Here is a 24,307-nt window from a genome sequence, read left to right as displayed (position 1 = left end):
TTCACCAGCCTTACCGGTGTAACGAGCCGGGGGTATTGAGAGGAAGTCTGCATGCAAACCACCCTGCTGAAACCCAAGACCATCCAGGTCGAGCAACTTGCCGCCAACAAGGCCAAGGTCACGCTCGAGCCTTTCGAGCGCGGCTACGGCCATACGCTCGGCAACGCGCTGCGTCGCGTTCTGCTGTCGTCCATGGTCGGCTACTCGGCCACCGAAGTCACGATCGCTGGCGTTCTGCATGAGTACTCGTCGATCGACGGCGTGCAGGAAGATGTCGTCAACATCCTGCTGAATCTCAAGGGCGTGGTGTTCAAGCTCCACAACCGCGACGAAGTCACGCTGAGCCTGCGCAAGGACGGCGAAGGCCCGGTCCTCGCATCGGACATCCAGACCCCGCACGACGTCGAGATCATCAACCCCGACCACGTGATCGCGCACCTGTCGCAAGGCGGCAAGCTCGACATGCAGATCAAGGTCGAAAAGGGTCGCGGCTATGTGCCCGGCACGATGCGTCGCTACGCCGACGAGCCGACCAAGTCGATCGGCCGCATCGTCCTCGACGCCTCGTTCTCGCCCGTCAAGCGCGTGAGCTACACCGTCGAAAGCGCCCGCGTCGAACAGCGTACCGACCTGGACAAGCTGCTGGTCGAGATCGAGACCAACGGTGCGATCAGCGCCGAAGATGCGGTTCGCGCATCGGCTAAAATCCTGGTCGAGCAGCTCGCCGTGTTCGCGCAGCTCGAAGGCGGCGAACTCGCTGCATTCGACGCACCCGCACCGCGCAGCGCCCAGCAGTTCGATCCGATCCTGCTGCGCCCTGTCGACGAACTCGAACTGACGGTGCGTTCGGCCAACTGCCTGAAGGCCGAAAACATCTACTACATCGGTGACCTGATCCAGCGCACCGAAAACGAGCTGCTCAAGACCCCGAACCTGGGTCGCAAGTCGCTCAACGAAATCAAGGAAGTCCTCGCTTCGCGCGGTCTCACCCTTGGCATGAAGCTCGAAAGCTGGCCGCCGGCTGGTCTCGACAAGCGTTGATTTGAATTTTTGAGAAATCGGCCCCCTGAAAAGGGCCAGTGCACCGGACAGTACCTGACACGGCTGTCTGTTTTTATAAAGTAAAGGAAAGCACCATGCGTCACGGACACGGACTCCGCAAACTCAACCGCACCAGCTCGCACCGCCTCGCGATGCTGCAGAACATGATGAATTCGCTCATCGAGCACGAAGTCATCAAGACCACGGTCCCCAAGGCCAAGGAACTGCGCCGCGTCATCGAGCCGATGATCACCCTGGCCAAGAAGCCCACGCTCGCCAACAAGCGCCTGGCCTTCGACCGCCTGCGCAGCCGCGACAGCGTCGTCAAGCTCTTCGGCGAACTCGGCCCGCGTTTCGCAGCGCGTCCGGGCGGCTACACCCGCATCCTGAAGATGGGTTTCCGCGTGGGCGACAACGCGCCGATGGCGCTCGTCGAACTGGTCGACCGTGCTGAAATTAAAGATGCTGGCGCTGAACAAAACGCCGCTGAATAAGCTATAATTTATACTTGCCGCGCGATGGAGCAGCCTGGTAGCTCGTTGGGCTCATAACCCAAAGGTCGCAAGTTCAAATCTTGCTCGCGCAACCAATTTAAAAGGCCCTTTGAGAAATCAAAGGGCCTTTTTCTTTGGCCGAATTCTTTTGGAAATTCCCAGTCGAAATTCGACGCAAAAAAGCCCTCGCGAAGAGGGCTTTTCTGTTTCTGGACGAGCCCCACAAAGAGGCCGGTCTCGAGAACGTGCGCCGCAGCGGCGCCTGAAGACTGCGCTGACGCGCAGCCCAAGCGCAGGATCAGTCCGGAATGACCGCCGTCACCTCGATCTCCACCTTCGCGCGGTGCTCCACCAGCGCCGCCACCTGCACGCAGGTCATGGCCGGGAAGTTGCGGCCCAGCGCGTCGCGGTAGACCGGGCCGAGCTCGGAGAGGCGCCGGCTGTACTCGTCGCGGTCCGTCACGTACCAGGTCATGCGCACCATGTGCTCGGGGCCGGCACCGGCTTCGCGCAGCACCTCGGCGATGTTGCGCAGCGCCTGGCCGCACTGGTCGATGAAGTCGTCGGATTCGAACTGCTGCTGGGCATTCCAGCCGATCTGGCCGCCGACGAACACCTGGGTGCCGCGCGCCGCGATGCCGTTTGCATAGCCCTTCGGGGGCAGCCAGCCCGGGGGCTGAATGAGTTTGTTCGTCATGATGGTGTGTTGCTGTTGAGTTGTCTCAATTTGAAGCGCTGGAGTTTGCCGGTTTCGGTGCGCGGCAGCGCCGTCACGAACTCGATCTCCCGCGGGTACTTGAAGGGGGCGATGGTGGCTTTCACGTGGTCCTGGAGGGCCTTCACCATCGCTGCGTCGCCGGTGTTGCCGGGCTTGAGCACGCAGAAGGCCTTCACGATCATGCCCCGGTCGGTGTCGGGCTTGCCGATCACACCGCACTCGGCCACGGCCGGGTGCTTGAGCAGCGCATCTTCCACCTCCGGGCCGCCGACGTTGTAGCCGGCCGTGATGATCATGTCGTCCGCACGCGCCTGATAGAAGAAGTAGCCGTCGTCATCCTGCACGAAGGAGTCACCGGGGTAGTTCCAGCCATTCTTCACGTAGTCGGCCTGGCGCGGATCGTCGAGGTAGCGGCAGCCGACCGGCCCTTGCAACGCCAGCTTGCCGACCGTGCCGCGCGGCACCTCGTTACCCTGGTCATCGACCACCTTGGCCGTGAACCCCGGCACCGCCTTGCCGACGGCGCCGCGGCGCACTTCGTCGCCGGCAGCCGAGATGTAGATGTGGAACACCTCGGTGCCGCCGATGCCGTCGAGCATCTCGATGCCAGTGGTCTCCTTCCAGAGCTGGCGCGTGGCGTCGGGAAGCGCCTCGCCTGCGCTCACGCAGATGCGCAGGCTTGGCGCCCCGTGCTGCCGGACGAAGGGTGCCATCTGGCGATAGAAGGTGGGCGCGGTGTAGCAGATGGTCGCGCCGACCTCGTTGATGAGCTTCACGAGCGCTTCGGGCGAGAAAGCGCCCTCGGGAAAGTACACCGAAGCACCAGCCCACATCGGGAAGATCAGCAAGCCGCCGAGCCCGAAGGTGAAGGCCAGTGGCGGCGTGCCGACCACGATGTCGTCGCTGCGCGCGCGCAGCACGTGGCGCGGCCAGGTCTGGCACATGGCGACGACGTCGCGGTGTGTGGTGACGGGCGCCTTGGGCTTGCCCGTGGTGCCCGAGGTGAAGGCGAGCAGCGCGATGTCGTCGGCCGCCGTGGGGCAGGCCTGGAATACGCCGCTCTTGCTCGCTGCGCGGGCCGACAGCGAATCGGGCGCGTCCGGCTGGTTGAAGGCAATCACCGTCGCGAGCACCGGGTGCGCCTGCTGCGCAGCCACCAGTTCCTCGAGCAGGCGGCCTTCGCACAGCGCGGCCACGGGCTGCGATTTCTCGATGATCTCGCCGAGCTCCTTGGCGCGCAGCAGCGGCATGGTCGCCACCGCGATCAGCCCCGCCTTGACCACGGCGAGCCACGACAGCGCCATCCACACCGAGTTGCCGCCGCGCAGCAGCACGCGGTTGCCGGGCACGAGCCCGAGATCCTCGACCAGCACCTGGGCGATGCGGTTCACCTCGACGCCCGCCTGGGCGTAGGTGAGCACGCCGGCGGGCGAACGCAGCATCGGCCGGTCGCCGAAGCCCTTGGCGACCGCCTTGTCCAGCAGCTCCTCGACCAGGTTCAGCTGGTCGGGGAACTGCAGCTCGGGCAGGTCGTAGCGAAAGACCGGCAGCTGCGCGGCAGGCGGCAGGCGGTCATGAACGAAGCGATCGACTTGGGCAGACACGGTTTCACCCCCGCAAAACGGATTTGCCGATGATCAGTTGCTGGACTTCCGTCGCGCCTTCATAGATGCGCAGCGAGCGGATGTCCCGGTACAGGCTTTCGATCTTGGTGCCGACCTTCACGCCGAGTCCCCCATGCATCTGCAGCGCCATGTCGATCACGCGGCTCGCGTTCTCGGTGGCGCACATCTTGGCCATGGCGGCGGCAGCCGACACGTCGCCGACTGCCGGCGCGCCGCGGCGCTCCGCGTCGTCGCGCATCCAGGCGGCGCGGTAGGTGAGCAGCGCGGCGCTGTCGATCAGCGCGGCCATCTCGCCGAGCTTGGCCTGCGTGAGCTGGAAGTCGGCCAGCGTCTGGCCGAACATGCGGCGACCCTTGGCATGCGCGATGGCTTCGGCCAGCGCGCGACGCCCCATGCCGAGCGCGGCCGCGGCGACCGAGGCGCGGAAGATGTCGAGCGTGCGCATCGCGAGCTTGAAGCCGCCGTTCAGCGTGCCCAGCTGCGCCGTGCGCGGCACGACGCAGTTGTCGAAGCGCAGGGTGGCCAGCGGGTGCGGCGCCATCACGTCGATGTGGGCCGAGGTGTCGAGCCCCGGCGTCGTCGCATCGACGATGAACACGGTGATGCCGCGCGTCCCGGCCGTGGGGTCGGTCTTGGCGAACACGCAGTAGAAGTCGGCGATGCCGCCGTTGCTGATCCAGGTCTTCTCGCCGTTCAGGCGCCAGCCGTCGGCGGTGGGCTCGGCGCGCATCGCCATCGCCGCCACGTCGGAGCCGGCCTCGGGTTCGCTGAGCGCGAAGGCCGCGATCTTCTTGCCCTGGCCCACGGCCGTGAGGTAATGCGACTGCTGCTCGGGCGTGCCGTCCAGCGTGATCGCGCCGCTGCCCAGGCCCTGCATCGCGAACGCGAAGTCGGCCAGTGGCGAGTGGTAGCCCAGCGTTTCGCGCAGTAGCACGAGCGCGCGCGAATCGAGGCGTTCGAGCGCGCCGCCGGCACTGCCGGGCACCGCGTAGCGCAGCCAGCCGGCGTCGCCGAGACGGCGCACCCATTCGCGGCAGGCGGCGCGGTCGTCGCGCTCATCGATTTCCTGGGCGGCGCACCAGGGCAGCAGGTCGTTGGCGAGCGCGCGGTGCGCGTCGTCGAAGAACGGCAGCGCGAGGTGCGCGGTCGACGGTGGGGCGGGGATCTTGGTCATCATGCGCGTCAGTCTCCGCCGAACACCGGCTTGCGCTTGGCCGCGAAGGCCTCGTAGGCGCGCTTGAAGTCTTCGGTCTGCATGCAGATCGCCTGTGCCTGCGCTTCGGCCTCGATGGCCTGGTCGATGGTCATCGACCATTCCTGCGACAGCATGGTCTTGGTCATGCCGTGCGCGAAGCTCGGGCCCTCGGCCAGGTCGCGCGCGACCTTGGTGGCGGCGTCGAGCAGCGAGGCGCTGTCGTGCAGTGCGTTGAAGAAGCCCCAGGCCTGGCCTTCTTCGGCGGTCATGGCGCGGCCGGTGAACAGCAGCTCCGAGGCGCGGCCCTGGCCGATCACGCGCGGCAGCAGTGCGCAGGCGCCCATGTCGGCGCCGGCCAGGCCCACGCGGGTGAACAGGAACGCGGTGCGCGTGGCGGGCGTGCCGTAGCGCAGGTCGCAGGCCAGCGCGATCATCGCGCCGGCGCCGGCGCACACGCCGTCGATGGCGCCGACGATCGGCTGCGGGCAGTTGCGGATGGCCTTCACGAGGTCGCCCGTCATGCGCGTGAACTCGAGCAGCTCGGGCATGCGCATGCCGGTCAGCGGGCCGATGATTTCATGCACGTCGCCGCCCGAGCAGAAGTTGCCGCCGGCGCCGGTGACGACGATCACCTTCACGTCGGTCGCGTAGGTCAGCGCGCGGAACAGGTCGCGCAGCTCGGCGTACGAATCGAAGGTCAGCGGGTTCTTGCGCTCGGGGCGGTTCAGCGTGATGGTGCCGACGCCGGCTTCGTAGCGCCAGGCGAAGTGCTCGGCCTTGTAGTCGGCCTTGGGTTCGAATTGCGCGCGCATGGGATTGCTTGCGCCGATGTAGTGCTTCATGCGGTCTCCGCCAATTGGCTGCTGTGGGAATGTTGCTTGACCTTGCCGAGCAGCTTGTGAAGCTGCGCGATCTCCTTGGGGTTGAGGCTCGAGAAAGCCTCGACGATCCAGTCTTCGTGCTGCTGCGCCATCTCGTTGAAGAGCTTGCGTCCGCGCGGCGTGAGGCGCACGCGCCAGGCGCGGCGGTCGCCCTCGACGTTGATGCGCTCCACCAGCCCTTCGGTCACGAGCTGGTCGGTGATACCGGTGACGTTGCCGCCCGTGACCATCATGCGGCGCGAGAGCTCGTTCATCTTCAGGCCGTCGGGCGAGCGCTCGAGTTGCGACATGAGATCGAAGCGCGGCAGCGTGGTGGCGAACTGCGCGCGCAGTCCGTTGCGCACCTGCTTTTCCACCAGCTGCGTGCAGGTGAGCATGCGCAGCCAGAGGCGCAGCGCCTCGGGGTGCTCGCTGTGGGCGCGTGCTTCGAGGTCCATGTCAGTGGGTCTCTTCGGCGTCGGCCGCGCGGCCCGCGGCAGCGGTGGCCGCGGCGATCTGCTGCTGCTTGGCGATCTCGCGGTACATCTGGTCGCGGCCGCTCAGGTACTGCTTGGGCCAGTCGACGTCGCGGCTTTGCAGCTTGGCGGCTTCGTGCAGCGTCCAGGCCGGGTCGGCCAGGTGCGGGCGCGCCACGGCGCACAGGTCGGCGCGGCCGGCCGCGATGATGCTGTTGGCCTGGTCGGCGTCGGTGATGGCGCCCACCGCGATGGTCGAGATGCCGACCTCGTTGCGGATGCGGTCGGCGAACGGCGTCTGGTACATGCGACCGTACACGGGCTTGGCGGCGCGCGTGGTCTGGCCCGAGGACACGTCGATGAAGTCGGCACCGGCCTCCTTGAAGAGGCGCGCGACCACCACGGCGTCGGCATCGGTGTTGCCGCCGGGCGCCCAGTCGTGCGCCGAGATGCGCACGCTCATCGGCTTGTCGGTCGGCCACACGGCGCGCATCGCGCGGAACACTTCGAGCGGGTAGCGGCAGCGCGCTTCGATGTCGCCGCCGTACTCGTCGGTGCGCAGGTTGGTGAGCGGGCTGATGAAGGCCGACAGCAGGTAGCCGTGCGCGCAGTGCAGCTCGAGCCAGTCGAAGCCGCACTCGACCGCGCGGCGCGTGGAGTCGACGAACTGGTCGCGCAGCGTGTCCATCTCGGCGCGCGTGATCGCGGCTGGCAGCTGGTTCTGTTCACCATAGGGCAGAGCGCTCGCGCCGAGCACGGGCCAGTTGCCGCTTTCGAGCGGCTCGTCGGTGCCTTCCCAGCCCACGCGGGTCGAGCCCTTGGGGCCGCTGTGGCCGAGCTGGATCGCGATCTTGGCGCTCGACTGCGTGTGCACGAAGTCGACGATGCGCTTGAACGCGGCCTGCTGCGTGTCGTTGTACAGGCCCGTGCAGGCCGGCGTGATGCGGCCTTCTGGCGTCGGGCTCGTCATTTCGACGCACACCATCGCGGCACCGCCGAGCGCGCGCGCGCCCAGGTGCACCAGCAGGAAGTCCTGCGGCACGCCGTCGACCGCGCTGTAGGTCGCCATCGGCGAGACCACGATGCGGTTCTTGAGCTCGAGGCCGCGCACCTTCAGCGGCATCAGCATCGGTGCCACGGCCTTGCCGCCCGCCAGCCACTGCTCGTAGCCGCCGAGCCATTGCGTGTCGCGCACGCGCAGGTTCTCGTGGCTGATGCGCTGCGAGCGCGTGAGCAGCGAGTAGGCGAACTGCTCGATCTCCATGCCCGTGTAGCGCGGCACGTTCTCGAACCATTCGGTGGAGTTGCGCGCGGCGTTCTGGATCTTCAGCACTTCGACGCTGCGGCGTGCTTCATAGCCCTCGAGTACGTGGTCGACGGTGCCGCCCTGCGCGAATTCGTTGGCCAGGTCGATCGCGTCCTCGAGTGCGAGCTTGGTGCCCGAGCCGATCGAGAAGTGCGCCGTGTGCGCGGCGTCGCCCATGAGCACGACGGGCACCGAGCGGCCTTCGACGTCGATGCGATGCGTCCAGCGCTCGCACACCACGCGCGGAAAGCGGATCCAGTTGGCCGAGCCGCGCAGGTGCGTGGCGTTGCTGATGAGCGAATGGCCGCCCAGGTACTTGGCGAACAGCTTCTCGCAGAAGGCGATGGCCTCGGGCTGCTCCATCTGGTCGAGGCCGTGGGCCTTCCACACGGCTTCGGGCGTCTCGACGATGAAGGTCGAGGTCTTGTCGTCGAACTGGTAGGCATGCGCCTGGAACCAGCCGTGCTCGGTCTGTTCGAAGGCGAAGGTGAAGGCGTCGAAGGTCTGGTTCGTGCCCAGCCACACGAAGCGGCAGTTGCGCAGGTCGACGTCGGGCTTGAACACGTCGGCGTAGCGCTGGCGGATGCGGCTGTTCAGGCCGTCGCTGGCAATGACGAGGTCGGCCTTGTACTGCGCGGCAATCGCCTGGTCGTCGGTGGCGTCGGTTTCGAACACCAGCTCCACGCCGAGTTCGAGGCAGCGTTCCTGCAGGATGTTCAACAGGCGCTTGCGGCCGATGCCGCAGAAGCCGTGGCCGCCTGAGCGCACCTGGCGGCCCTTGAAGAAGACCTGGATGTCGTCCCAGTGGTGGAACTCGTTGCCGATGAGCGCGGCAGTCGGGCCGTCGGCTTCGCGCAGGTTGCCCAGCGTCTGGTCGCTGAGCACCACGCCCCAGCCGAAGGTGTCGAAGGGGCGGTTGCGTTCGACCACCGTGATCTGCAGCGCCGGGTTGCGGGCCTTCATCAGCAGGGCGAAATACAGGCCGGCTGGACCCCCACCGATGCACAGGATGCGCTGGAGGTCCGAGGCGGGCGCGAGGCGGGGGGAGGTCAAGCTGTTCATGGTTGAATAGTTTAGGCATAAACAATCTGTTGTCAACGAGGGCTTCTCTGCAGAGGCCCTGGGCCCGTGCGGCGCGTGATGTCATGCAAATCCTTGGAAAAATCAATACCATGGACGCATGCAACACTTGATACCCAAGATCGAGTCGCAGCTGGCCTCGCTGCCCGTGCCCATCGCACTGGAGCTGCCCGACGGGCGCCGGGTCGCCCAGGCGGGCTCACGCGTGACGCTGGCTTTCAAGGAGTGGTCGGTGCTGGCCAAGCTGGCCGGCCGGCAGGTCGGGGCCATCGGCGAGGCCTACGTCGAGGGCAAGGTGCAGATCGAGGGCGCCATGCGCGACCTGATCGACGCCACCGTCGGCCTGTTGCCCGGCAACCCCGCCGAGACTGACACCACCTGGTGGAGCCGCCTGCAGCGCCGCGCCAAGTCGCGCGGCTCGCACTCGCTGCGCAAGGACGCCGCGCAGATCGAGTTCCACTACGACGTCTCCGATGATTTCTACGCGCTGTGGCTGGACCCGCGCCGCGTCTATTCATGTGCCTACTTCCGCACGCCCGAGCTCACGCTGGCGCAGGCGCAGGAAGCCAAGCTCGACCACATCTGCCGCAAGCTCATGCTGCAGCCCGGCGAGCGCTACCTGGACATCGGCTCGGGCTGGGGCGCGCTGCTGCTGTGGGCGGCCGAACACTACGGCGTGGACGCCACCGGCATCACGCTGTCGAAGAACCAGCACGCGCATGTGCAGCGGCTCATCGAGGAGAAAGGGCTGCAGGGCCGCGTGCGCGTGGAACTGCGCGACTACCGCGAGCTGCCCGACGACCAGCCCTTCGACAAGATCTCGTCGGTGGGCATGTTCGAGCACGTGGGCGCGGCCAACATGCCGACCTACTTCCACAAGATCCACACGCTGCTCAAGCCGGGCGGGCTGGTGCTCAACCACGGCATCACCTCGGGCGAGCTGAACTACCGCCAGCTCGGCGCGGGCATGGGCGACTTCATCGAGAAGTACATCTTCCCCGGCGGCGAGCTGCTGCACGTGACGCACGTGCTGCGCGAGACCGCGGCGGCCGGGCTGGAGATGGTCGACACCGAGAGCCTGCGCCCGCACTATGCGCGCACGCTGTGGGCCTGGTCGGACGCCCTCGAGGCGCAGCTCGATGCCGCGCGCGAGGTGCTGGGCCGCAGCGGCGGGCGCCAGGGCGAGAACGCCGAGCGCATCCTTCGCGCCTACCGCCTGTACCTCGCGGGCTCGGCGATGAGCTTCGAGCAGGGCTGGATCTCGCTGCACCAGATGCTGTCGACCAGGCCCGACGGCAAGGTCGAACACGGTGCCTTGCGCGGTGCGCAATCGGTGTACCCTTTTGCCCGTGACTACATCTACAAATAAGTGAGGACACCACCACCATGCTCTACCGCTTCAAATCCCGGGCCGCCCCAGACTTCGTGATGCTCGAGGTGCACGCGCGCCAGCTGCTCGACATCGTCGGCAAGCCGGCCGCGCCGCAGGGCATCATCACGGTCGAGCAGATCCCCAGCGCCATCGCTGCCCTCGAAGCCGCACTGGCACTCGAAAGCAGCAAGCCCGCGCCGCACAACCACGACGAACACGTCGTCGAAGGCCACGACGCCGATGCCGAGAAGCAGCATGTCGGCCTGCACCAGCGCGCCGCGCCGCTGCTGCACATGCTCAAGGACTCGCAGGCCGAGAGCAAGGATGTGACTTGGGGGACCTGAGCCCCCCGGTCCAGACGATCAGTCCACTTTCGCGCCCGAATCTTTCACGACTTTGGCCCACTTCACATGCTCACTCGCAATGAGCTTCGTGAAGTCCGCCGGCGAATTGCCGCTCGGGATCGCGCCCTGGGCCAGCATCTTTTCCTTGATCGCCGGCGTGCCCAGCGACTTCGCGACTTCCTGCTGGATGCGGTTCACGATCTCCGGCGACGTGCCGGCCGGCGCCAGCAATCCGAACCATGAGCTCGCCTCGTAGCCCTTGAGCGCGGGGCCGCCGGCTTCTGCCACCGTCGGCACATCGGGCAGCGCGGGCGAGCGCTGGGCGCTGGTCACGGCCAGCGGCGTGAGCTTGCCGCCCTTGATCTGCGCCATCGACGAAGGCAGGTTGTCGAACATCAGGTCGGCGCTGCCGCCCACCAGGTCGAGCAGCGCCGGGCCCGAGCCCCTGTACGGGATGTGCGTCATGAAGGTGCCCGTCATGCTCTTGAACAGCTCGCCCGCCAGGTGGATCGACGTGCCGCTGCCGCTCGAGGCCATGTTGAGCTTGCCCGGGTTGGCCTTGGCGTACTTGAGGAAGTCCTGCACGTTGCGGATGTTCAGCGACTTGGCTTTTTCGGCGTTCATCTCCATCACGTTCGGCACCGCGGCCACCAGGGTGATCGGCGCGAAGTCCTTGATCGGGTCGAAGGGCAGCTTGGGGTACAGCGCGCGGTTGATGCCGTGCGTGCCCACCGTGCCCATCAGCAGCGTGTAGCCGTCGTTGGCCGAGCGCGCGACGATCTCGGCGCCCACGTTGCCGCCGGCGCCTGCGCGGTTGTCCACGATGAACTGCTGGCCGAAGGCCTTCGAGAGCTCGGGCGCCACGGCGCGCGCCAGGATGTCGGTGGTACCGCCGGCCGCGAAGGGCACGACGATGCGCACCGGCTTGGTCGGCCAGGTGGCCTGTGCGTGCGCGGCGCCGCCCAGCAGCGCGAGGGTGGCCGCCGCCGTGGCGACGAGCGCGAAGCGGCGGGTGGAGGAAGTGACGGAAGAAGAAGAGCGGGAGATGGAAGTCATGCGCGCCTTTGTACAGGGGGGCGCCAAAGGCGTCGCGAGTAAAAACCCCGGCCTTCGATGGACATCGCCGCTCAACCCACCTGCATCCGCTGCGCGAACTTCGCCTCGCGAAAGCGCGCCAGCACGAAGTCGACGAACACCCGCGTCTTGGGCGGCAGCAGCTTCTTGCTCGGGTAGTAGATCCACACGGCGCCCGAATCCTGGTACCACCCGGGCAGCAGCCGCACCAGCGCGCCGCTGCGCAGGCCGCGTTCCACGAAGGGCATCGGCAGCATCGCCACGCCGAGCCCCAGCAGCGCCGCCTGCGCGATCGCCTCGGGGTCATTGAAGATCGCGCGCGGGCGCGCCGGCAGGTCGACCATGGTTTCCTCGCCGCTCGCATGCCGCAGCGTCCACGGTCGCAGCCGGCCCGTGGGCGAGGAGCGGCGCAGCAGCACGTCGAAGCGCGCCAGCTCGGACGGATGCGCGGGCAGCGCGCGCCCCGCCAGGTAGGCCGGCGCCGCCACCGCGACCACGTGGATGCGCGCCAGCTCGCGCGCCACCACGCCGGGCGACAGCGCGATGCCGCCGCCGATGGCCGCGTCGAAGCCCTCGCCGACCAGATCGACCTGCTGGTTGTCGAAATGCCAGTCGGGCACGATGCCCGGGTAGCGCGCCAGGAAGTCGCCCATGAACGGCAGCACGTGCTCGCGCCCGAAGGCCTGGCCCATGCTCACCTTGAGCGTGCCCGAGGGCTGGCCGTCGTCCTGCGCGAGGCCGGCCACCGCGTCCTGCAGCGTGGCCAGCGCACCGCCCACCTGCGCCAGGAAGCGCTCGCCGGCCTCGGTCAGCGTGAGCCGCCGCGTGCTGCGCTGGAACAGCCGCACGCCCAGCCGTGCCTCGAGCCGCGCCACGTTCTTGCTCACCGCCGCGGGCGTGAGCCCCAGGCGCCGCGCGGCCGCCGAGAAGCTGCCGCCCTCGGCGCTTTGCACGAAGGATTCGAGGTGATTGAGCGGTTCCATGCCGTCATTCTGGCGCCCATCTTCAACTTTGGGTTGAATCTGATCGGGCCGATTGATGGCTACCGCAAAGGGAATGGAATTCCGACACTGAAGGCCTTCCTCCTCCACCCGATCGGAAAAATCATGACCTCCACCTCTGTATCTTCTTCCCCCGTCCTGGCCGGCAAGGTCGCCTTCGTCACCGGCGGCTCGCGCGGCATCGGCGCCGCCATCGTGCGCCGGCTGGCCCGCGACGGCGCGGCCGTGGCCTTCACCTACGTCAGCGCGCAGGCCGAAGCCGACAAGCTCGCCGGCGAGATCCAGGCCGCCGGTGGCCGCGCGCTGGCCATCCGCGCCGACGCCGGCGACGCCGCTGCGCTGACGGCCGCCATTGCCCAGGGCGCACGCGCCTTCGAGCGCCTCGACATCCTGGTGAACAACGCTGGCGTGTACCTCGGCGGCGAGCTCGACACCTTCTCGCTCGAAGACTTCGACCGCACCATCGACGTCAACGTGCGCGCGACCTTCGTGGCCGTTCAGGCCGCCGCGCGCCACATGGGCGACGGCACGGGCCGCATCGTCAACATCGGCAGCATCAACGCCGAGCGCGTGCTGGACGCGGGCGCCAGCGTCTACGCGATGAGCAAGGCGGCCATCGTCGGCCTCACGCGCGGCCTGGCGCGCGACCTCGGCGCGCGCGGCATCACCGTGAACAACGTGCAGCCCGGCCCGATCGACACCGCCATGAACCCCGCCACCGGCCCGCGCGCGGCCTCGATGCACGACGTGATGGTGCTGCCGCGGCACGGCCGCGCCGAAGAAATCGCCGGCATGGTCGCCTACCTCGTGGGCCCGGACGGCGGCTTCGTCACCGGCGCCAACCTGAGCGTGGACGGCGGCTACACCGTCTGATCGGCTGCGCCGGGGTCGGGCGCGCGCTCCACCGCGCGGATCAGCGTGTCGAGCGTGTCGCTCAGGCGGGCCAGCTCGCCCGCATCGACGCCCGCGAACAGCTCGGCCTCGCGCTGCCGTCCCAGCGCGCCGACGGTGGCGTGCAGCGCCTTGCCGGCGGCCGTGAGGTACAGGCGGCTGCAGCGCTGGTCGGTCGGGTCGCTGCGGCGTTGCACGCGCTGGTGGCGCTTCAGGCCCGCCAGCGCGCGGCTCACCGCCATCTTGTCCAGGCCGGTGAGGTCGGCGACCTGCGTGGCGCTCAGCCCCGGTTGCGCGGCCAGCACGGCCATCGCGCGCCACTCGTTCAGCGTGAGCTGGTGCTCGCGCCCCACGCGCTCATGGAACGGCCGCGCCGTGAGGTTGACGACCCGCACCAGCTTGAAGAAGAGCGGGTCCATGGCCGTTTGTGCTCTTGTGGTTCAGCCGGCCAGCTTCTTCGCCGTCGCCACGATCGCGTCCACGCCCACGCGCGACTGCGCCTCCAGCACCGGCGCGTAGCCGACCGGAATGCGCGGCGCGCCCAGCCGCGCGATGCGGCAGCCCGTGGCCTCGGCCGCGCTCGCGGCGATCTCGGCGCCGAAGCCCGCGGCCTGCACCGCCTCGTGCACCACCAGCAGCCGCCCCGTGCGCGCGCACGACGACAGCACCGTCTCGCGGTCCCAGGGCCACAGCGTGCGCAGGTCGATCAGATCGACCGCGATGCCCTCGGCCGCCAGCGCGTCGCATGCGGCGGCGCAAGGCTGCATCTGCTTGCTCCAGCTCACGAGCGTGAGCGCGTTGCCCTCGCGCACGCGCGCCGCCTTGCCCAGCGGCACGGCCAGCGTGTCGTCCACCTCGCCGCGCACGCCCCACAGCGTCTTGTGCTCGATGTAGACCACCGGGTCGCCGCATTGCAGCGCCGCGCGCAGCAGGCCGTGGTTGTCCTGCGGCGTGGACGGGCTCACCACCACCACGCCCGGCAGGTGCGCGAACCAGGCCTCGAGCGACTGCGAATGCTGCGCCGCCGACGCGTCCCAGATGCCGCCCGGCATGCGCGCCACCAGCGGCACGCGGCCCTGGCCGCCGAACATGAAGCGGTTCTTCGCGGCCTGGTTCACGAGCTCGTCCATGCCGCACAGCGCGAAGTCGACCACGCGCATCTCGACCACGGGGCGCAGCCCGGCGAGCGCCATGCCCACGCCGGCGCCCATGATCGCGGCCTCGCTGATCGGCGTGTCGATCACGCGCTCGGCGCCGTACTGCTGCTGCAGCCCCTTGTACTGGCCGAAGATGCCGCCGCGGCCCACGTCCTCGCCGAGCACGACCACGCGCGGGTCGGCGTCCATCTCCTGCTGCAGCGCGCGCACGGCGGCTTCGGAATAACTCAGCGTCGTCACAGCCATTGGCCTGCTCCCGTGGTCTGCACGTCGGTGAAGGCGGCGCTCGCCTCGGGCCAGGGCGCCGCGTCGGCCACGGCCAGGGCCGTGTCCACCTCGTCGCGCGCGGCGTTCTCGATGGCGTCCAGCGTCGCGGCGGCCACGCCGATGTCCAGCAGGTGGCCGCGCGCGCGCGCGATCGGGTCGGTCTCCAGCGCGGCGGCCAGCTCGGCCGGGTCGCGGTAGGCCGCGAGGTCGACCGACACATGGCCCTTCACGCGGTAGGTGAGCGCGTGCAGCAGGCGCGGTCCCGCGCCGCTGCGCACCTCGGCCACCAGACGCGCGGCGGCCTCGTGCACCGCGAACACGTCGTTGCCGTCGACCTGCGTGGCCGCGATGTCCATCGACGCGGCGCGCGCCGAGGCGCCGTCGCCGGCCGTCATCGGGCCGCTCGCGGTCGTGGCGCTCCAGCGGTTGTCCTCGCAGACGAAGAGCACGGGCAGGTCGTACACGCGGGCCCAGTTCAGCGCTTCGAGGAACGGGCCGCGGTTGATCGCGCCGTCGCCGAAGAAGCAGACCGTGATGTCGTCGCCTCGCTTCAAGAGTTTTTGCGCGTGCGCCGCCCCGACGGCGATCGGCAAGCCCGCCGCGACCACGCCGTTGGCGCCCAGCATGCCGACCGAGAAATCCGCGATGTGCATCGAGCCGCCCTTGCCGCCGTTGAAGCCCGTGGCCTTGCCGAACAGCTCGCACATCATCCGCGTGAGGTCCGCGCCCTTGGCCAGCGTGTGGCCGTGGCCGCGGTGCGTGGAGGTGAGGTAGTCGCTCGCGCGCAGGTGGGCGCACACGCCCGCCGGCACCGCCTCCTGCCCGGTCGACAGGTGCAGCGGCCCGCGCACCTTGGCGGCGCCGCCCGCCTGCTGGCCGTAGGCGCTGACCCCGCCCTGGCTGGCGGTTTCGGCGGCGTTCTCGAAGGCGCGGATGCGCACCATGACGCGGTACAGCGCCTCGCCGGCGCCTGGGGGGTTGCTCGGGTCCATCTTGTCTCCAACGCCCTGGGGATCGGCGCTTTGAGAAAAATCGTATCAACCGAGACGGATTCGACCTACCGGGCTAACCCTTCGACCCCCGCCCGGCCCCTTTTTCGGGCGCGGGCTTCCTGCTCTCTTCTCTATTTATTCTTCTTATTTAAGTTAGTAGTAGTAGATAAGGGTAAACCCGCCCTGTGGACAGGGCACTTTTTCCCTTGCCTGACAACAACTTGTCACACCCCGGACACTGTGTGCTCCTGTGCTTTCGCGGTGCTATCAAAACAGGAACAACTTGGGCGGGGTCGCTCCCGCTGTGGATAACAGGGGGCTTGTCCGGAAACTGTCCCCAGAGTTTTCCTGTGAGGGGGCCGGGCCCTGCCGCCCGGCCTCCGGGTCAGAGCGAAATGTCCGCGACGATGCGTGAGACCTGGCGTTCCACGAGGCTGTGCTCCGCGGCCAGCGCGCGGATGGACTTGCCCGTGCTGTAGTCCGTGCGGATCTGTTCGTTGCGGATGGCGTCGAGGGCCCGTTGGGCCTTGGGCAGCACGAAGCGAAGCCCCGTGCCGTCGACGGCGTACTCGGCGCTGAGGGCGCGCAGGTTGTCGAAGCCGATCAGCGCGGCGAACGGATGGTCGGGGGCCGGGTTCGCCGGAATGTAGATCCGCAGGCCGCCGTAGCGCGCGACGAAGGACATGGTGGCCGACAACCCGATCAGGCGGGCGAACTCCCGCAACCGGGGCGGCAGCAGGTCGCGCGCCGGCGCGGCCCGGCGCGGCCACGGCGCGATCGTGTGCGTCGGAAACGGCATGGTGCTGACGAACTCGGGAGGGCTCATGGGGTGGGGCTCCGTTTCAGATGTCGGTGGGGCCGATCTGCACCTTGGCGGGCGGGCGCTCCCGCATCGCCGAGGGTTCGACCAGGCCCGCGGCTTCGAGCTGCGGCCGGCAGGCGTCGCAGGCGATCTCGTGCAGGCTGGCGCCGGGCGCCATGCACCAGGCGCAGAAAGAGGGTTCGGTGATGTGCATGCTCATACGGCGGCGACGTCCAGGTTGATCGGCGTGTACTCGCCGGTGACGTCGTTGCGCTCGTAGAAGCGGATATAGGGCTTGGTGCTGGCGATGCGCATGCTGTCGCCGATCGCCCTCATCGCCTGCTGCCACTTCGCATCGGCGATGTCGTGCCGGCGCAGGCCGAGCACGCGGGCGGTGCTGATCTTGCCCTGCTGGTCGACGTGGAATGCATCGTTCACCAGCACCTTGATGTTGGCGTTGCTGCCCTTGCTCCAGTTCTGGATGCACTCGTCGATGAGCGCCTTGGCCGCCTGCAGCCGTTCGTCGAAGACGACGGTGTCCTGCATCCGGCGTTCCACCTTGTGCTTGCCGTCGAAGCTCACGAGCGTGACGTTGCCCTTGCGGCCGCCCTGCTTCACGTCGTAGGCCGCCAGACTGCGCTCGATGAACGCATGCACCGCGTTCATGGCGGCCACCTTGAAACCGATCAGCGCCGCGCTTTGCTGGCGGGCCTGCTCGCAGAGTTCGCTGACGACGGCATGGCGGTCCTTGTCGATGGGTTTGATCTTCGACACCGGGATCAGCGCGTCGTTGGCGTCTTTCCAGTAACCCGGGTGGTGTGCGATGGCTTCTTGCATGGAATGTCCTCTCAGGAGTTGGCGTTGTTCTTGGGGGTGTCGTTGTCGGAAAGGGCGAGCTGCCCGAGCAGGGCCGCCAGCGACACCTGGCGCAGCCGGCTTTCGATGCGCAGGCCGGAGACGGCGCGGCTGCGCAGGTAGCGGCAGGTCTCGTCGAGCTCGGCCGCCGTGGCGGCCATGAAGTAGCCGGTGTCAGGCTTGCCGCAGATGTGCTCGCCCTGCAGCCGCAGTGCGGCGACGTGCTCGCGCGCGCGGCGTTCCTGGGCGGGCGCCGGTGTCGAGCGGCCGGTGATGCGGGCGACGAGATCGCGCACGTGCAGGCCGTGCGCGCGCCCGACGCAGGTCCGCAGTTCGGCCAGCACCTGGGCGGCGGTGAGGGTCGGGTCGGCGCTGCTCATTGCGCGGACCCCCAGAAGCCGAACCGCGTGCCGAGCAGCAGGCTCGGCACCCGCGTGAAGTCGAGCGCGCCCGGCCGCACCACGGGGCTGTGCATGGGCATGTAGACGCTGGTGTCGAGCCGCGTCACGCGGCGCGCCGAGGCTATGCGCTCGGCCACGGGCCCGGGGCCGCATCGCCAGCGCCGCCGGCCGCCGACCGTCACGGCGTGGACGTGGCCGCCGTCCGCCAGCCGCGCCAGTTGCCGGCGAAGCGCCGGGCTGCCCGGCTCGGGCCGGTAGCCCGCGAGGTGGTGCGCCAGCATGCGGTCGAGTTCCCCGGCCGATGCCGTGCCGTGCGCTTCGAGGTGCGCGGCAACGGCCCGTGCGAGTCGCTGCTCCCATGCGCGATCCGTGCGATCTGCCTGATCCGTGGTGTCGTTCATGCGGGGTGTCCTTCCCTGGCCGTGCGTTGCGGCGGGGTGGCGCCCACGTCGCGCTGAAGCACGTAGCGTTTCAAACCGTCGACGCGGCGCGCGCCGATGCGCACGTCCTTCGGACGCTGCCGCGACCAGGACAGCATCAGTGCGCCGGCCTGGCGCCGGGTCTCGGCCACGTCGTCGTCCGCATCGGCCAGCAGGCTCGCGGCTTCGTCGGCGGTCAGTGCGCGGCGGATGCGCAGCAGGCGCCACAGGCGTTCGGCGAAAGGGGCGCCGTCGCCCGCCATCGGCTCGGCCGTGTCGTCGGGCGGCGGTGGCGGCGCGGCCGCTTCGGCCTGCGCGTTCGCAATGCGCTGCTCGGCGAGTGCCAGCAAGGCCTTGGCGACGAACCATTCGGAAGAAGAGGTGGTGTCCTGCATCACGCACCTCCTGCCAGTCGTTCGAAGCGCATCGCGCCGTCGAACGCGGTCTTTTTCTCGGTCTTGACGAAGCCTTTTCTCACAGTACATTTCTCCTCGCTCGTGGCACTGCTCAGTTCACTGGCACGCCCGGTGAAGGCTGCAACCTTCATCGGGCACTCTTGAAATCACGCGTTTCTTCTTCCTCCTCCGCACACGCCAGACCCTGGCGAGCCAAGCCGGGCAACCCGGCCAGGTCCCGTGCGGTGCGCCCGCTGGCCAGGCTCAGTCCGGCCCTTCGCCGGGAGGTGCCAGCGCATGCGGATTGCGCGTCATCGCAATGCCGCGGTGGCGTGGACGCCGGTAACGGCTGGGCCAGATCGCTTCGGGCTCGAGGGCCAGCGCGCGGGCCACGATGCGCTCCGCCGCAACCCAGGGGCGGTACAGAACTTCATTGATGTGCGCGTATTTGTGTTCTTTGGCCAACTTCGACAGGTTGGTTCCGACCATTGCAAGTGCAGCTTTAACCTGAGCCGGGTGCCAGTCCATCGAAAAATCTCGTTTTGTGTTGATGACCTCGATTATGCACACAAAATAGGTTTTGACAATCTAAAAAAACACGCGAGGCGATATTTCTCGTCGGTGAAACACTTTTTGGGTTGAGAAAGTACCTTTGTGTGTTTAATATGTGCGCCTTCGCACAAAGCAGAGTGATCGTGACGTCGCCCACCCCTACCCCTTTCGACGACACCCAGGTGACCGCCCGCGTCAACGAGCTGGCCCTTGCACAGGGCGCGCGGTTGCGGGATCTGCGCAAGCGCAAGGGCCTCACCATCGACGACCTCGCGCAGCGCAGCGGTCTGCACTTCAATACGGTGGGGCGCATCGAGCGGGGCGTCAGCGACGCCAGCCTCGCGCAGTTGTATGTGATGGCCCTGGCGCTGGGCGTCGATCCGGCGGAGCTGAATCCTTTTCAGTCCGCCCAGCCGGCCAGCCCGCTGTCGAACGGGCTCGACGACGAGACCTTCGTGCTGGTGGAACTGCTCGACGTGCGCGTGAGCGCCGGCGGGGGCTCGTACAACGGCTCGCAGGAAGACATGGGCCGCTTCGCGTTCAACAGGGCCTGGATGGCGCGCAAGGGCGTGAAGCCGGCCTATGCCCGCATCGTCCATGCGCGCGGCGACTCGATGGCCGACAAGATCAACAACGGCGACATCCTGCTGGTCGACACCGCCACCAAGTCGCTCGACCAGGACGGCGTGTACGTGATCCAGCTCGACGGCCACGACTACGTGAAGGTGCTGCAGCGCGACTTCTCGACCGGCGGCCTGCAGATCATCAGCTACAACCCCGCCTACAAGCCGCAGGTGCTCAGCGCCGAGCAGGCCGCCGAACTGCACATCAGCGGCCGCGTCGTCTGGCACGGCGGCGAGATCTGACCCGCGCGTTCCCGCGATCGGCGGGCATGCCAGTGTAGGCAGCGCCCCGCGCGGAAAAGGAGGTTGGCGGATGTCGACCTCAGCCGATCGGCCCCCGCGCCCGACCATCAGGGCATGGGCAATGACATCTTTCGAAGGTTCCGGCGGCGACCTGCGTCCGCCGAAAAAGGGGGCGCGTCCCCGCGCCAACTGCTGACCGTCCTCGCGCTCAGCGCGGCCGGGCTGGTGGGCATCGTCGCGCGCGAGGGCTACAGCGACAAGGCCTACCCCGACCCCGTGCACGGCACCGCCGTGCCGACCATCGGCTTCGGTACCACCGGCGGCGTGCGCATGGGCGACACCACGGCGCCCGTGCCCGCGCTGCAGCGCGCGTTGCGCGATGTGCAGACGTATGAAAGCGCGCTCAAGCAGTGCGTGCAGGTGCCGCTGCACCAACACGAGTACGACGCCTACGTGAGCCTGGCCTACAACATCGGCGCCTTCAACTTCTGCACGGGTGGCCGCGCGGGCCACACCTCGGTGCTGGTGCAGCGGCTCAACCGCGGGGACTACGCAGGCGCATGCGACGCCATCCTTGGCTGGAAGTACGCGGGCAAGACCGATTGCTCCGCGCCCGGCAACAAGACCTGCGGCGGACTCTGGCAAGACCGTCTGCGCCTGCATGCGCAATGCCAGGGGAATGCGCCATGACCTTCGGCACACGACTTTCCGTGATCGCCGTGGCCGTCGGTGCGGGCGCATTGCTGCTCGCCGTCGGCGGATGGGCGGTGCACGACGCAGGCCGCACCAAGGAGCGTGTCCTCTGGCAGGACAAGGAGGCGCAGCGCGCCGCGCAATTCGCGAAAGACCTCGAAGCCGAGTACGCGCGCGGGCGCGCCGCATCGACCCGCTACCAGCTCGGCGCCAGCGCCCTGCAGGCCCGCTACTTCACCCTCGAAGGCCCGTTCCATGATCTACGCCGGCGCGTTTCTCTTGTCGTTCCTCCTGCTGTTCCTGATCGCCGCGCTGAGCGGCCTGGCGATCCTGCGCGACCTGTCGCGCCGCGAGCGGACCCGGATGCTGTCGCGCCTGGCGATGCACAGCGCGACCCTGTCGACCGCGGTCATCGCCTCAGCCTTGCTGCTGTCTGGCTGTGGAACAGCGCCCTCGCGGGCACGGACGTTCCCGCCGGTGCCTGCGGACTTGCTGACACCTCCGTCGAAGCCTGTGCTGCTGACGCCGGTCTCACCGTCGACGACGCTTGGGACAACCACCACCTCAACGCGAAATCCTGCGCGACCGATCGCCTCCGGCATCGCGCGCTGATCGAGTTCATCACAGAAAGGCCCGCCCCATGAGCGACTCCCACGCCCGCGCACAGGAACTGCTGTTGCTCGGCCAGATCCACGGCCTCGTGCAAGCCCTGAAGGAGGGGCAGGACCAACAGAACCGGCGCATGGACAGCTTCGATGCGCGCTTCGATGCGCTCGACGGAAGGCTGCGTGCCGTCGAGCAGCGCGCGGCCGTGTTCGGCGCCGCCTCGGGCGGCGCGATGGCCATCGGCACCGCGCTGCTCATCGAGGCCATCAAGCAGTGGTTTCGCGGTGGGGGTCCCGGTGCGAACTGAACGCATGAACGAAGGCGCGCGCCGCCGTCTTTTCGCACCAGGGGCCGACAGATGTCGGCCTTTTGCATTTCGGGCCCGGCCGCGACAGTTGATTCACCAACCAACGCAGCAAACGATGCACACCACTTCCATCCACACGATCTTCACGCCGCAGCATTCGGCCGGAGCCGCGGCATGAGCGGCCTCGACACCCTGCGCGCGGCCATTGTCCAGACGCTGAACGGCGTGCCGCAGATCGGCCGCGTTCACGACCGCGAGCGTTTCGCGAGCGACGAGGCCGCGCTGCGCGCGCTCTACCTTCACACGCTGCCCGGCGGCGCACAGCAGCTGCGCGGCTGGTGGCTGCGCCGTGACGCCACCGAGGAGCGCAGCCTCAATGTCGGACGCACCCTCAGCGTCGACACCTGGACCTTGCACGGCTACATGGCCGTCGACGACGCCGCTGCTTCGGAGCTCGCCTTCGACGCATTGATCGAGGCCGTGCGCGACGCCGTGCGCGCCGACCCGGGCTTCGGCGGCGCATGCGCCCCCAGCCCGATCAAGGACGAGAAAGCCACCGACGGCATGCAGGTCGGCGGCACCGGCACGGTCAGTTTTTGCGGCGTGCAGTGCCACGGCGCCTCCCTGCAGTTGCGGACCTGGCGCTACCTCTGAGCCAGGCCCCTCTGTTCATTCCCCTCCCTTCATCCATCAACCAACCAACCTACGGAGAACGCCGACATGGCAAAACTCATGCGCAAGATGGCCATCCTGGCCAAGGCTGAAACGGTACGCGGTACCGACGCCCTTCCGACCGGTGCGGCCAACGCCATCCTGGTCAGCGAAGTCACCCTGACCCCCATCGAAGGCGATGTGGTCCAGCGCGACAACGTGCGACCCTACTTCGGCTCGCGCGGCTCCGTGCTGGTGACCCAGTACAGCAAGATCGCCTTCTCGGTCGAGATCGCGGGCGTCGCCGCTGCCGGCGACGTGCCGGCCTATGCCGCGCTCATGCGCGGCTGCGCCATCGCCGTCACCACGGCCGCCGGCGTCAGCACCACCTTCGCACCGGCCACCGACGGCCTCGAGTCGCTCACCATCTACGGCAACGTCGACGGCACCGTCTACAAGATGACCGACGCACACGGCAACGTGAAGGCCACCATCGACGCCAAGGGCATCCCGAAGTGGCAGTTCGAGTTCACGGGCCTGTTCGTGCCTGCCGCCGATGCACCGCTGCCCACGGCCGACTACACCAAGTTCATGGACCCGCTGGGCGTGAACAAGGCCAACACCACCCTCATGCTCGATGGCCTGGGCGTGGCGGCCAGTGCCTTCAGCTTCGATGCCGGCAACACCGTCGTGAAGCGCGACCTCATGACCGTCGACTCGGTCGAGATCACCGCCCGCGTCTCCACCGGCTCGGTCACCTTCGAGAACACCTCGGTGGCCACCAAGGACTGGATCGGCATGGCGCGTTCGAGCAAGCGCGTGCCCCTGGCCCTCAAGCACGGCCAGGGCGCTACCAACGTGGTCGAGTTCCTCTCGCCGCGCGCGCAGATCGGCAAGCCCACCTACAGCGACGTCGACGGCGTGCAGATGGTCACCGTGCCGCTCGAGTTCGTGCCCAGCGGCTCGGGCAACGACGAGTGGTCGATCGTCGTGCGCTGAGCACGGCCTTCTTCTTCATTCGCTGACCCAGTCATTCATTCAAGACTCAAGGAAGAGAACCCGATGCCCCAGAAGCTCAAGATCGCCGTGAAGCCCACCTTCATCGCCCCCGTGGTGATGCGTGTGCCCGGTGACGGCCAGGTCGAGGAGGTGCGTTTCGACGCCGTCTTCAAGCGCCTGTCCAAGACCGACAACGAAACGCTGCAGGCGCGGCTGGACGCGCGCAGCCTCACCGACCGCGAACTGCTCGACATGGTGCTGGCCGACTGGAAGGGCCTGGAGGGCGAAGACAACGCGCCCTTCATCTGTACGCCCGACAACCGCGCCGCAGCCGCGGAGGACTGGCCGACCTTCGAGGCCGCCATTGCCTACAGCTACTTCGAGCACGCGTACCCGGCCGCCGTAAAAAACTGAGGGGCGCCGCGCGCTTCGTGCTCGGAGTCGCGCATCGCGTCCATGACGAGCTGGACGACGATCTCCGCAGCCAGTGCGCGTCGCTCGGGCTCGACCCGAAAAAGCTCGTCTCCTCGATGGCGAACGGGGACGGCCCGCCGCCATTCGAGCTGTGGCCGGAACACCAGGAAGCCTTCGAGGTGTTCCACGCCTGCCGCACGCAATGGCGAGTGGTCGCCGGTGCGGCAGGCGCGTGGTTCCAGGGGCTCGACTTCGGTGCGGTCGACGTGGCGATGCGGCGCCTGGGCATTCCGCGTGTGCGCCAGCGTGAAGTGTTCCTGCAGTTGCAGGTGATGGAAGACGAGGGCATTGCGGTGCTGAACGTCTAGCGCGAGGAAGGCCGCAGGCAATTGAAGAAGCATGAGGCCGGCGAATGTCGGCCTCATTTTTTCCCCCTACCGAACGGACCATACAG

General features: G+C 68.1%; 32 protein-coding genes and 1 tRNA gene. 14 read left to right on the top strand and 19 right to left on the bottom strand.

All coding sequences use genetic code 11. From position 1 onward, the window contains the following. Positions 1-51: 51 nt before the first annotated feature. The 3 genes from AC07SQ_RS22900 (at position 52) to AC07SQ_RS22890 (ending at position 1,630) form a co-directional block, all read left to right on the top strand. A complete protein-coding gene (locus AC07SQ_RS22900; RefSeq protein WP_056576973.1) occupies positions 52-1,041 on the top strand; it encodes a DNA-directed RNA polymerase subunit alpha in 990 nt (329 codons plus the stop codon). A gap of 95 nt (positions 1,042-1,136) precedes the next feature. Further along, complete coding sequence (gene rplQ / locus AC07SQ_RS22895) at positions 1,137-1,535, top strand: 50S ribosomal protein L17 (protein ID WP_056576970.1); 399 nt, start codon at positions 1,137-1,139, stop codon at positions 1,533-1,535. 18 nt (positions 1,536-1,553) lie between these two features. Then, positions 1,554-1,630 (top strand) — tRNA-Met (locus AC07SQ_RS22890). Between the two features lie 203 nt (positions 1,631-1,833). Here AC07SQ_RS22890 and AC07SQ_RS22885 read toward each other — a convergent pair. Genes AC07SQ_RS22885 through AC07SQ_RS22860 form a run of 6 tightly spaced genes read right to left on the bottom strand, consistent with a single transcriptional unit; the run spans position 1,834 to position 8,777 of the window. Further along, complete coding sequence (locus AC07SQ_RS22885; RefSeq protein WP_056576966.1) at positions 1,834-2,232, bottom strand: RidA family protein; 399 nt, start codon at positions 2,230-2,232, stop codon at positions 1,834-1,836. Next, the gene (locus AC07SQ_RS22880; protein ID WP_495272903.1) at positions 2,229-3,857 is read right to left on the bottom strand and encodes an AMP-binding protein; all 1,629 of its coding nucleotides are present in this window, start codon (positions 3,855-3,857) and stop codon (positions 2,229-2,231) included. Before AC07SQ_RS22880 ends, AC07SQ_RS22885 begins: the two co-directional genes overlap by 4 nt. Before the next feature lie 4 nt (positions 3,858-3,861). Then, positions 3,862-5,055, bottom strand: a complete 1,194-nt coding sequence (locus AC07SQ_RS22875) for an acyl-CoA dehydrogenase family protein (protein ID WP_495267937.1) — start codon at positions 5,053-5,055, stop codon at positions 3,862-3,864. A gap of 5 nt (positions 5,056-5,060) precedes the next feature. Further along, positions 5,061-5,915 (bottom strand): enoyl-CoA hydratase family protein, encoded by an 855-nt coding sequence (locus AC07SQ_RS22870; RefSeq protein WP_095747155.1) that lies wholly within the window; start codon positions 5,913-5,915, stop codon positions 5,061-5,063. Further along, positions 5,912-6,391 (bottom strand): MarR family winged helix-turn-helix transcriptional regulator, encoded by a 480-nt coding sequence (locus tag AC07SQ_RS22865; RefSeq protein WP_101491458.1) that lies wholly within the window; start codon positions 6,389-6,391, stop codon positions 5,912-5,914. Before AC07SQ_RS22865 ends, AC07SQ_RS22870 begins: the two co-directional genes overlap by 4 nt. Before the next feature lies 1 nt (position 6,392). After that, positions 6,393-8,777 (bottom strand): bifunctional salicylyl-CoA 5-hydroxylase/oxidoreductase, encoded by a 2,385-nt coding sequence (locus tag AC07SQ_RS22860; RefSeq protein ID WP_495272902.1) that lies wholly within the window; start codon positions 8,775-8,777, stop codon positions 6,393-6,395. Between the two features lie 118 nt (positions 8,778-8,895). Between AC07SQ_RS22860 and AC07SQ_RS22855 the strand changes: the two genes are divergently transcribed. Then, positions 8,896-10,164, top strand: coding sequence for a class I SAM-dependent methyltransferase (locus tag AC07SQ_RS22855; protein ID WP_070062979.1), 1,269 nt, complete (start codon positions 8,896-8,898; stop codon positions 10,162-10,164). A gap of 17 nt (positions 10,165-10,181) precedes the next feature. Then, on the top strand, positions 10,182-10,511 hold the full coding sequence (locus AC07SQ_RS22850) for a DUF1840 domain-containing protein (protein WP_062474835.1): 330 nt from the start codon (positions 10,182-10,184) through the stop codon (positions 10,509-10,511). A gap of 18 nt (positions 10,512-10,529) precedes the next feature. Here the strand turns inward: AC07SQ_RS22850 and AC07SQ_RS22845 are convergent, their stop codons facing one another. After that, positions 10,530-11,567, bottom strand: a complete 1,038-nt coding sequence (locus tag AC07SQ_RS22845; protein ID WP_495261441.1) for a Bug family tripartite tricarboxylate transporter substrate binding protein — start codon at positions 11,565-11,567, stop codon at positions 10,530-10,532. 71 nt (positions 11,568-11,638) lie between these two features. Beyond that, positions 11,639-12,568 (bottom strand): LysR family transcriptional regulator, encoded by a 930-nt coding sequence (locus AC07SQ_RS22840; protein ID WP_390347979.1) that lies wholly within the window; start codon positions 12,566-12,568, stop codon positions 11,639-11,641. Between the two features lie 123 nt (positions 12,569-12,691). Here AC07SQ_RS22840 and AC07SQ_RS22835 point away from each other — a divergent pair, with 123 nt between their 5' ends. Beyond that, positions 12,692-13,459: an SDR family oxidoreductase gene (locus AC07SQ_RS22835; RefSeq protein ID WP_495272901.1), complete on the top strand. Its 768-nt coding sequence runs from the start codon at positions 12,692-12,694 to the stop codon at positions 13,457-13,459. Here the strand turns inward: AC07SQ_RS22835 and AC07SQ_RS22830 are convergent. From AC07SQ_RS22830 to AC07SQ_RS22780, 11 genes are all read right to left on the bottom strand, one after another. Then, the gene (locus AC07SQ_RS22830) at positions 13,447-13,896 is read right to left on the bottom strand and encodes a MarR family winged helix-turn-helix transcriptional regulator (RefSeq protein ID WP_492683425.1); all 450 of its coding nucleotides are present in this window, start codon (positions 13,894-13,896) and stop codon (positions 13,447-13,449) included. The two genes, AC07SQ_RS22835 and AC07SQ_RS22830, sit on opposite strands and share 13 nt — an antisense overlap. Positions 13,897-13,917: 21 nt before the next feature. After that, positions 13,918-14,880: an alpha-ketoacid dehydrogenase subunit beta gene (locus AC07SQ_RS22825; protein ID WP_495272900.1), complete on the bottom strand. Its 963-nt coding sequence runs from the start codon at positions 14,878-14,880 to the stop codon at positions 13,918-13,920. After that, positions 14,871-15,893: a thiamine pyrophosphate-dependent dehydrogenase E1 component subunit alpha gene (locus AC07SQ_RS22820; RefSeq protein ID WP_495272899.1), complete on the bottom strand. Its 1,023-nt coding sequence runs from the start codon at positions 15,891-15,893 to the stop codon at positions 14,871-14,873. Before AC07SQ_RS22820 ends, AC07SQ_RS22825 begins: the two co-directional genes overlap by 10 nt. A gap of 385 nt (positions 15,894-16,278) precedes the next feature. Then, on the bottom strand, positions 16,279-16,719 hold the full coding sequence (locus tag AC07SQ_RS22815) for a hypothetical protein (RefSeq protein WP_253252566.1): 441 nt from the start codon (positions 16,717-16,719) through the stop codon (positions 16,279-16,281). A gap of 16 nt (positions 16,720-16,735) precedes the next feature. Beyond that, positions 16,736-16,915, bottom strand: coding sequence for a hypothetical protein (locus tag AC07SQ_RS22810; RefSeq protein ID WP_139700597.1), 180 nt, complete (start codon positions 16,913-16,915; stop codon positions 16,736-16,738). Then, complete coding sequence (locus AC07SQ_RS22805) at positions 16,912-17,532, bottom strand: DUF3164 family protein (RefSeq protein ID WP_495272898.1); 621 nt, start codon at positions 17,530-17,532, stop codon at positions 16,912-16,914. Before AC07SQ_RS22805 ends, AC07SQ_RS22810 begins: the two co-directional genes overlap by 4 nt. Before the next feature lie 11 nt (positions 17,533-17,543). Next, complete coding sequence (locus AC07SQ_RS22800; protein ID WP_139700595.1) at positions 17,544-17,930, bottom strand: hypothetical protein; 387 nt, start codon at positions 17,928-17,930, stop codon at positions 17,544-17,546. Next, positions 17,927-18,352 carry a hypothetical protein gene (locus AC07SQ_RS22795; protein ID WP_495272897.1) on the bottom strand — a complete coding sequence of 142 codons (426 nt, stop codon included), beginning with the start codon at positions 18,350-18,352 and terminating at the stop codon, positions 17,927-17,929. Before AC07SQ_RS22795 ends, AC07SQ_RS22800 begins: the two co-directional genes overlap by 4 nt. Beyond that, a complete protein-coding gene (locus AC07SQ_RS22790; RefSeq protein WP_492730428.1) occupies positions 18,349-18,765 on the bottom strand; it encodes a hypothetical protein in 417 nt (138 codons plus the stop codon). Before AC07SQ_RS22790 ends, AC07SQ_RS22795 begins: the two co-directional genes overlap by 4 nt. Next, on the bottom strand, positions 18,765-18,917 hold the full coding sequence (locus AC07SQ_RS22785) for a hypothetical protein (RefSeq protein WP_185993763.1): 153 nt from the start codon (positions 18,915-18,917) through the stop codon (positions 18,765-18,767). The genes AC07SQ_RS22790 and AC07SQ_RS22785 overlap by 1 nt, the downstream gene beginning before the upstream one ends. A 112-nt stretch (positions 18,918-19,029) precedes the next feature. Beyond that, a complete protein-coding gene (locus AC07SQ_RS22780) occupies positions 19,030-19,293 on the bottom strand; it encodes a helix-turn-helix domain-containing protein (protein ID WP_159274832.1) in 264 nt (87 codons plus the stop codon). Between the two features lie 167 nt (positions 19,294-19,460). Between AC07SQ_RS22780 and AC07SQ_RS22775 the strand changes: the two genes are divergently transcribed. The 8 genes from AC07SQ_RS22775 (at position 19,461) to AC07SQ_RS22740 (ending at position 24,221) form a co-directional block, all read left to right on the top strand. Next, complete coding sequence (locus AC07SQ_RS22775) at positions 19,461-20,183, top strand: XRE family transcriptional regulator (protein WP_221937729.1); 723 nt, start codon at positions 19,461-19,463, stop codon at positions 20,181-20,183. A gap of 114 nt (positions 20,184-20,297) precedes the next feature. Next, positions 20,298-20,873, top strand: coding sequence for a lysozyme (locus tag AC07SQ_RS22770; protein WP_095950431.1), 576 nt, complete (start codon positions 20,298-20,300; stop codon positions 20,871-20,873). Continuing rightward, complete coding sequence (locus AC07SQ_RS22765) at positions 20,870-21,520, top strand: hypothetical protein (protein WP_447747969.1); 651 nt, start codon at positions 20,870-20,872, stop codon at positions 21,518-21,520. The genes AC07SQ_RS22770 and AC07SQ_RS22765 overlap by 4 nt, the downstream gene beginning before the upstream one ends. Continuing rightward, complete coding sequence (locus tag AC07SQ_RS22760; protein WP_235944287.1) at positions 21,517-21,789, top strand: hypothetical protein; 273 nt, start codon at positions 21,517-21,519, stop codon at positions 21,787-21,789. The genes AC07SQ_RS22765 and AC07SQ_RS22760 overlap by 4 nt, the downstream gene beginning before the upstream one ends. Positions 21,790-21,963: 174 nt before the next feature. Continuing rightward, on the top strand, positions 21,964-22,443 hold the full coding sequence (locus AC07SQ_RS22755) for a hypothetical protein (RefSeq protein WP_495272896.1): 480 nt from the start codon (positions 21,964-21,966) through the stop codon (positions 22,441-22,443). A 66-nt stretch (positions 22,444-22,509) separates the two neighbouring features. Further along, positions 22,510-23,439: a hypothetical protein gene (locus AC07SQ_RS22750; protein ID WP_095950411.1), complete on the top strand. Its 930-nt coding sequence runs from the start codon at positions 22,510-22,512 to the stop codon at positions 23,437-23,439. A 63-nt stretch (positions 23,440-23,502) separates the two neighbouring features. Continuing rightward, the gene (locus AC07SQ_RS22745) at positions 23,503-23,853 is read left to right on the top strand and encodes a hypothetical protein (RefSeq protein ID WP_095950412.1); all 351 of its coding nucleotides are present in this window, start codon (positions 23,503-23,505) and stop codon (positions 23,851-23,853) included. Between the two features lie 17 nt (positions 23,854-23,870). Then, entirely contained in the window at positions 23,871-24,221 is a 351-nt protein-coding gene (locus tag AC07SQ_RS22740; protein ID WP_139700586.1) for a DUF1799 domain-containing protein, read from the top strand. The last annotated feature ends 86 nt before the right edge of the window (positions 24,222-24,307 follow it).

The organism is Variovorax sp. GW821-FHT06D12, assembly GCF_059419205.1.
Note: the sequence above shows the minus strand (reverse complement) of the source record. Positions and strands in the feature narration are given on the sequence as shown.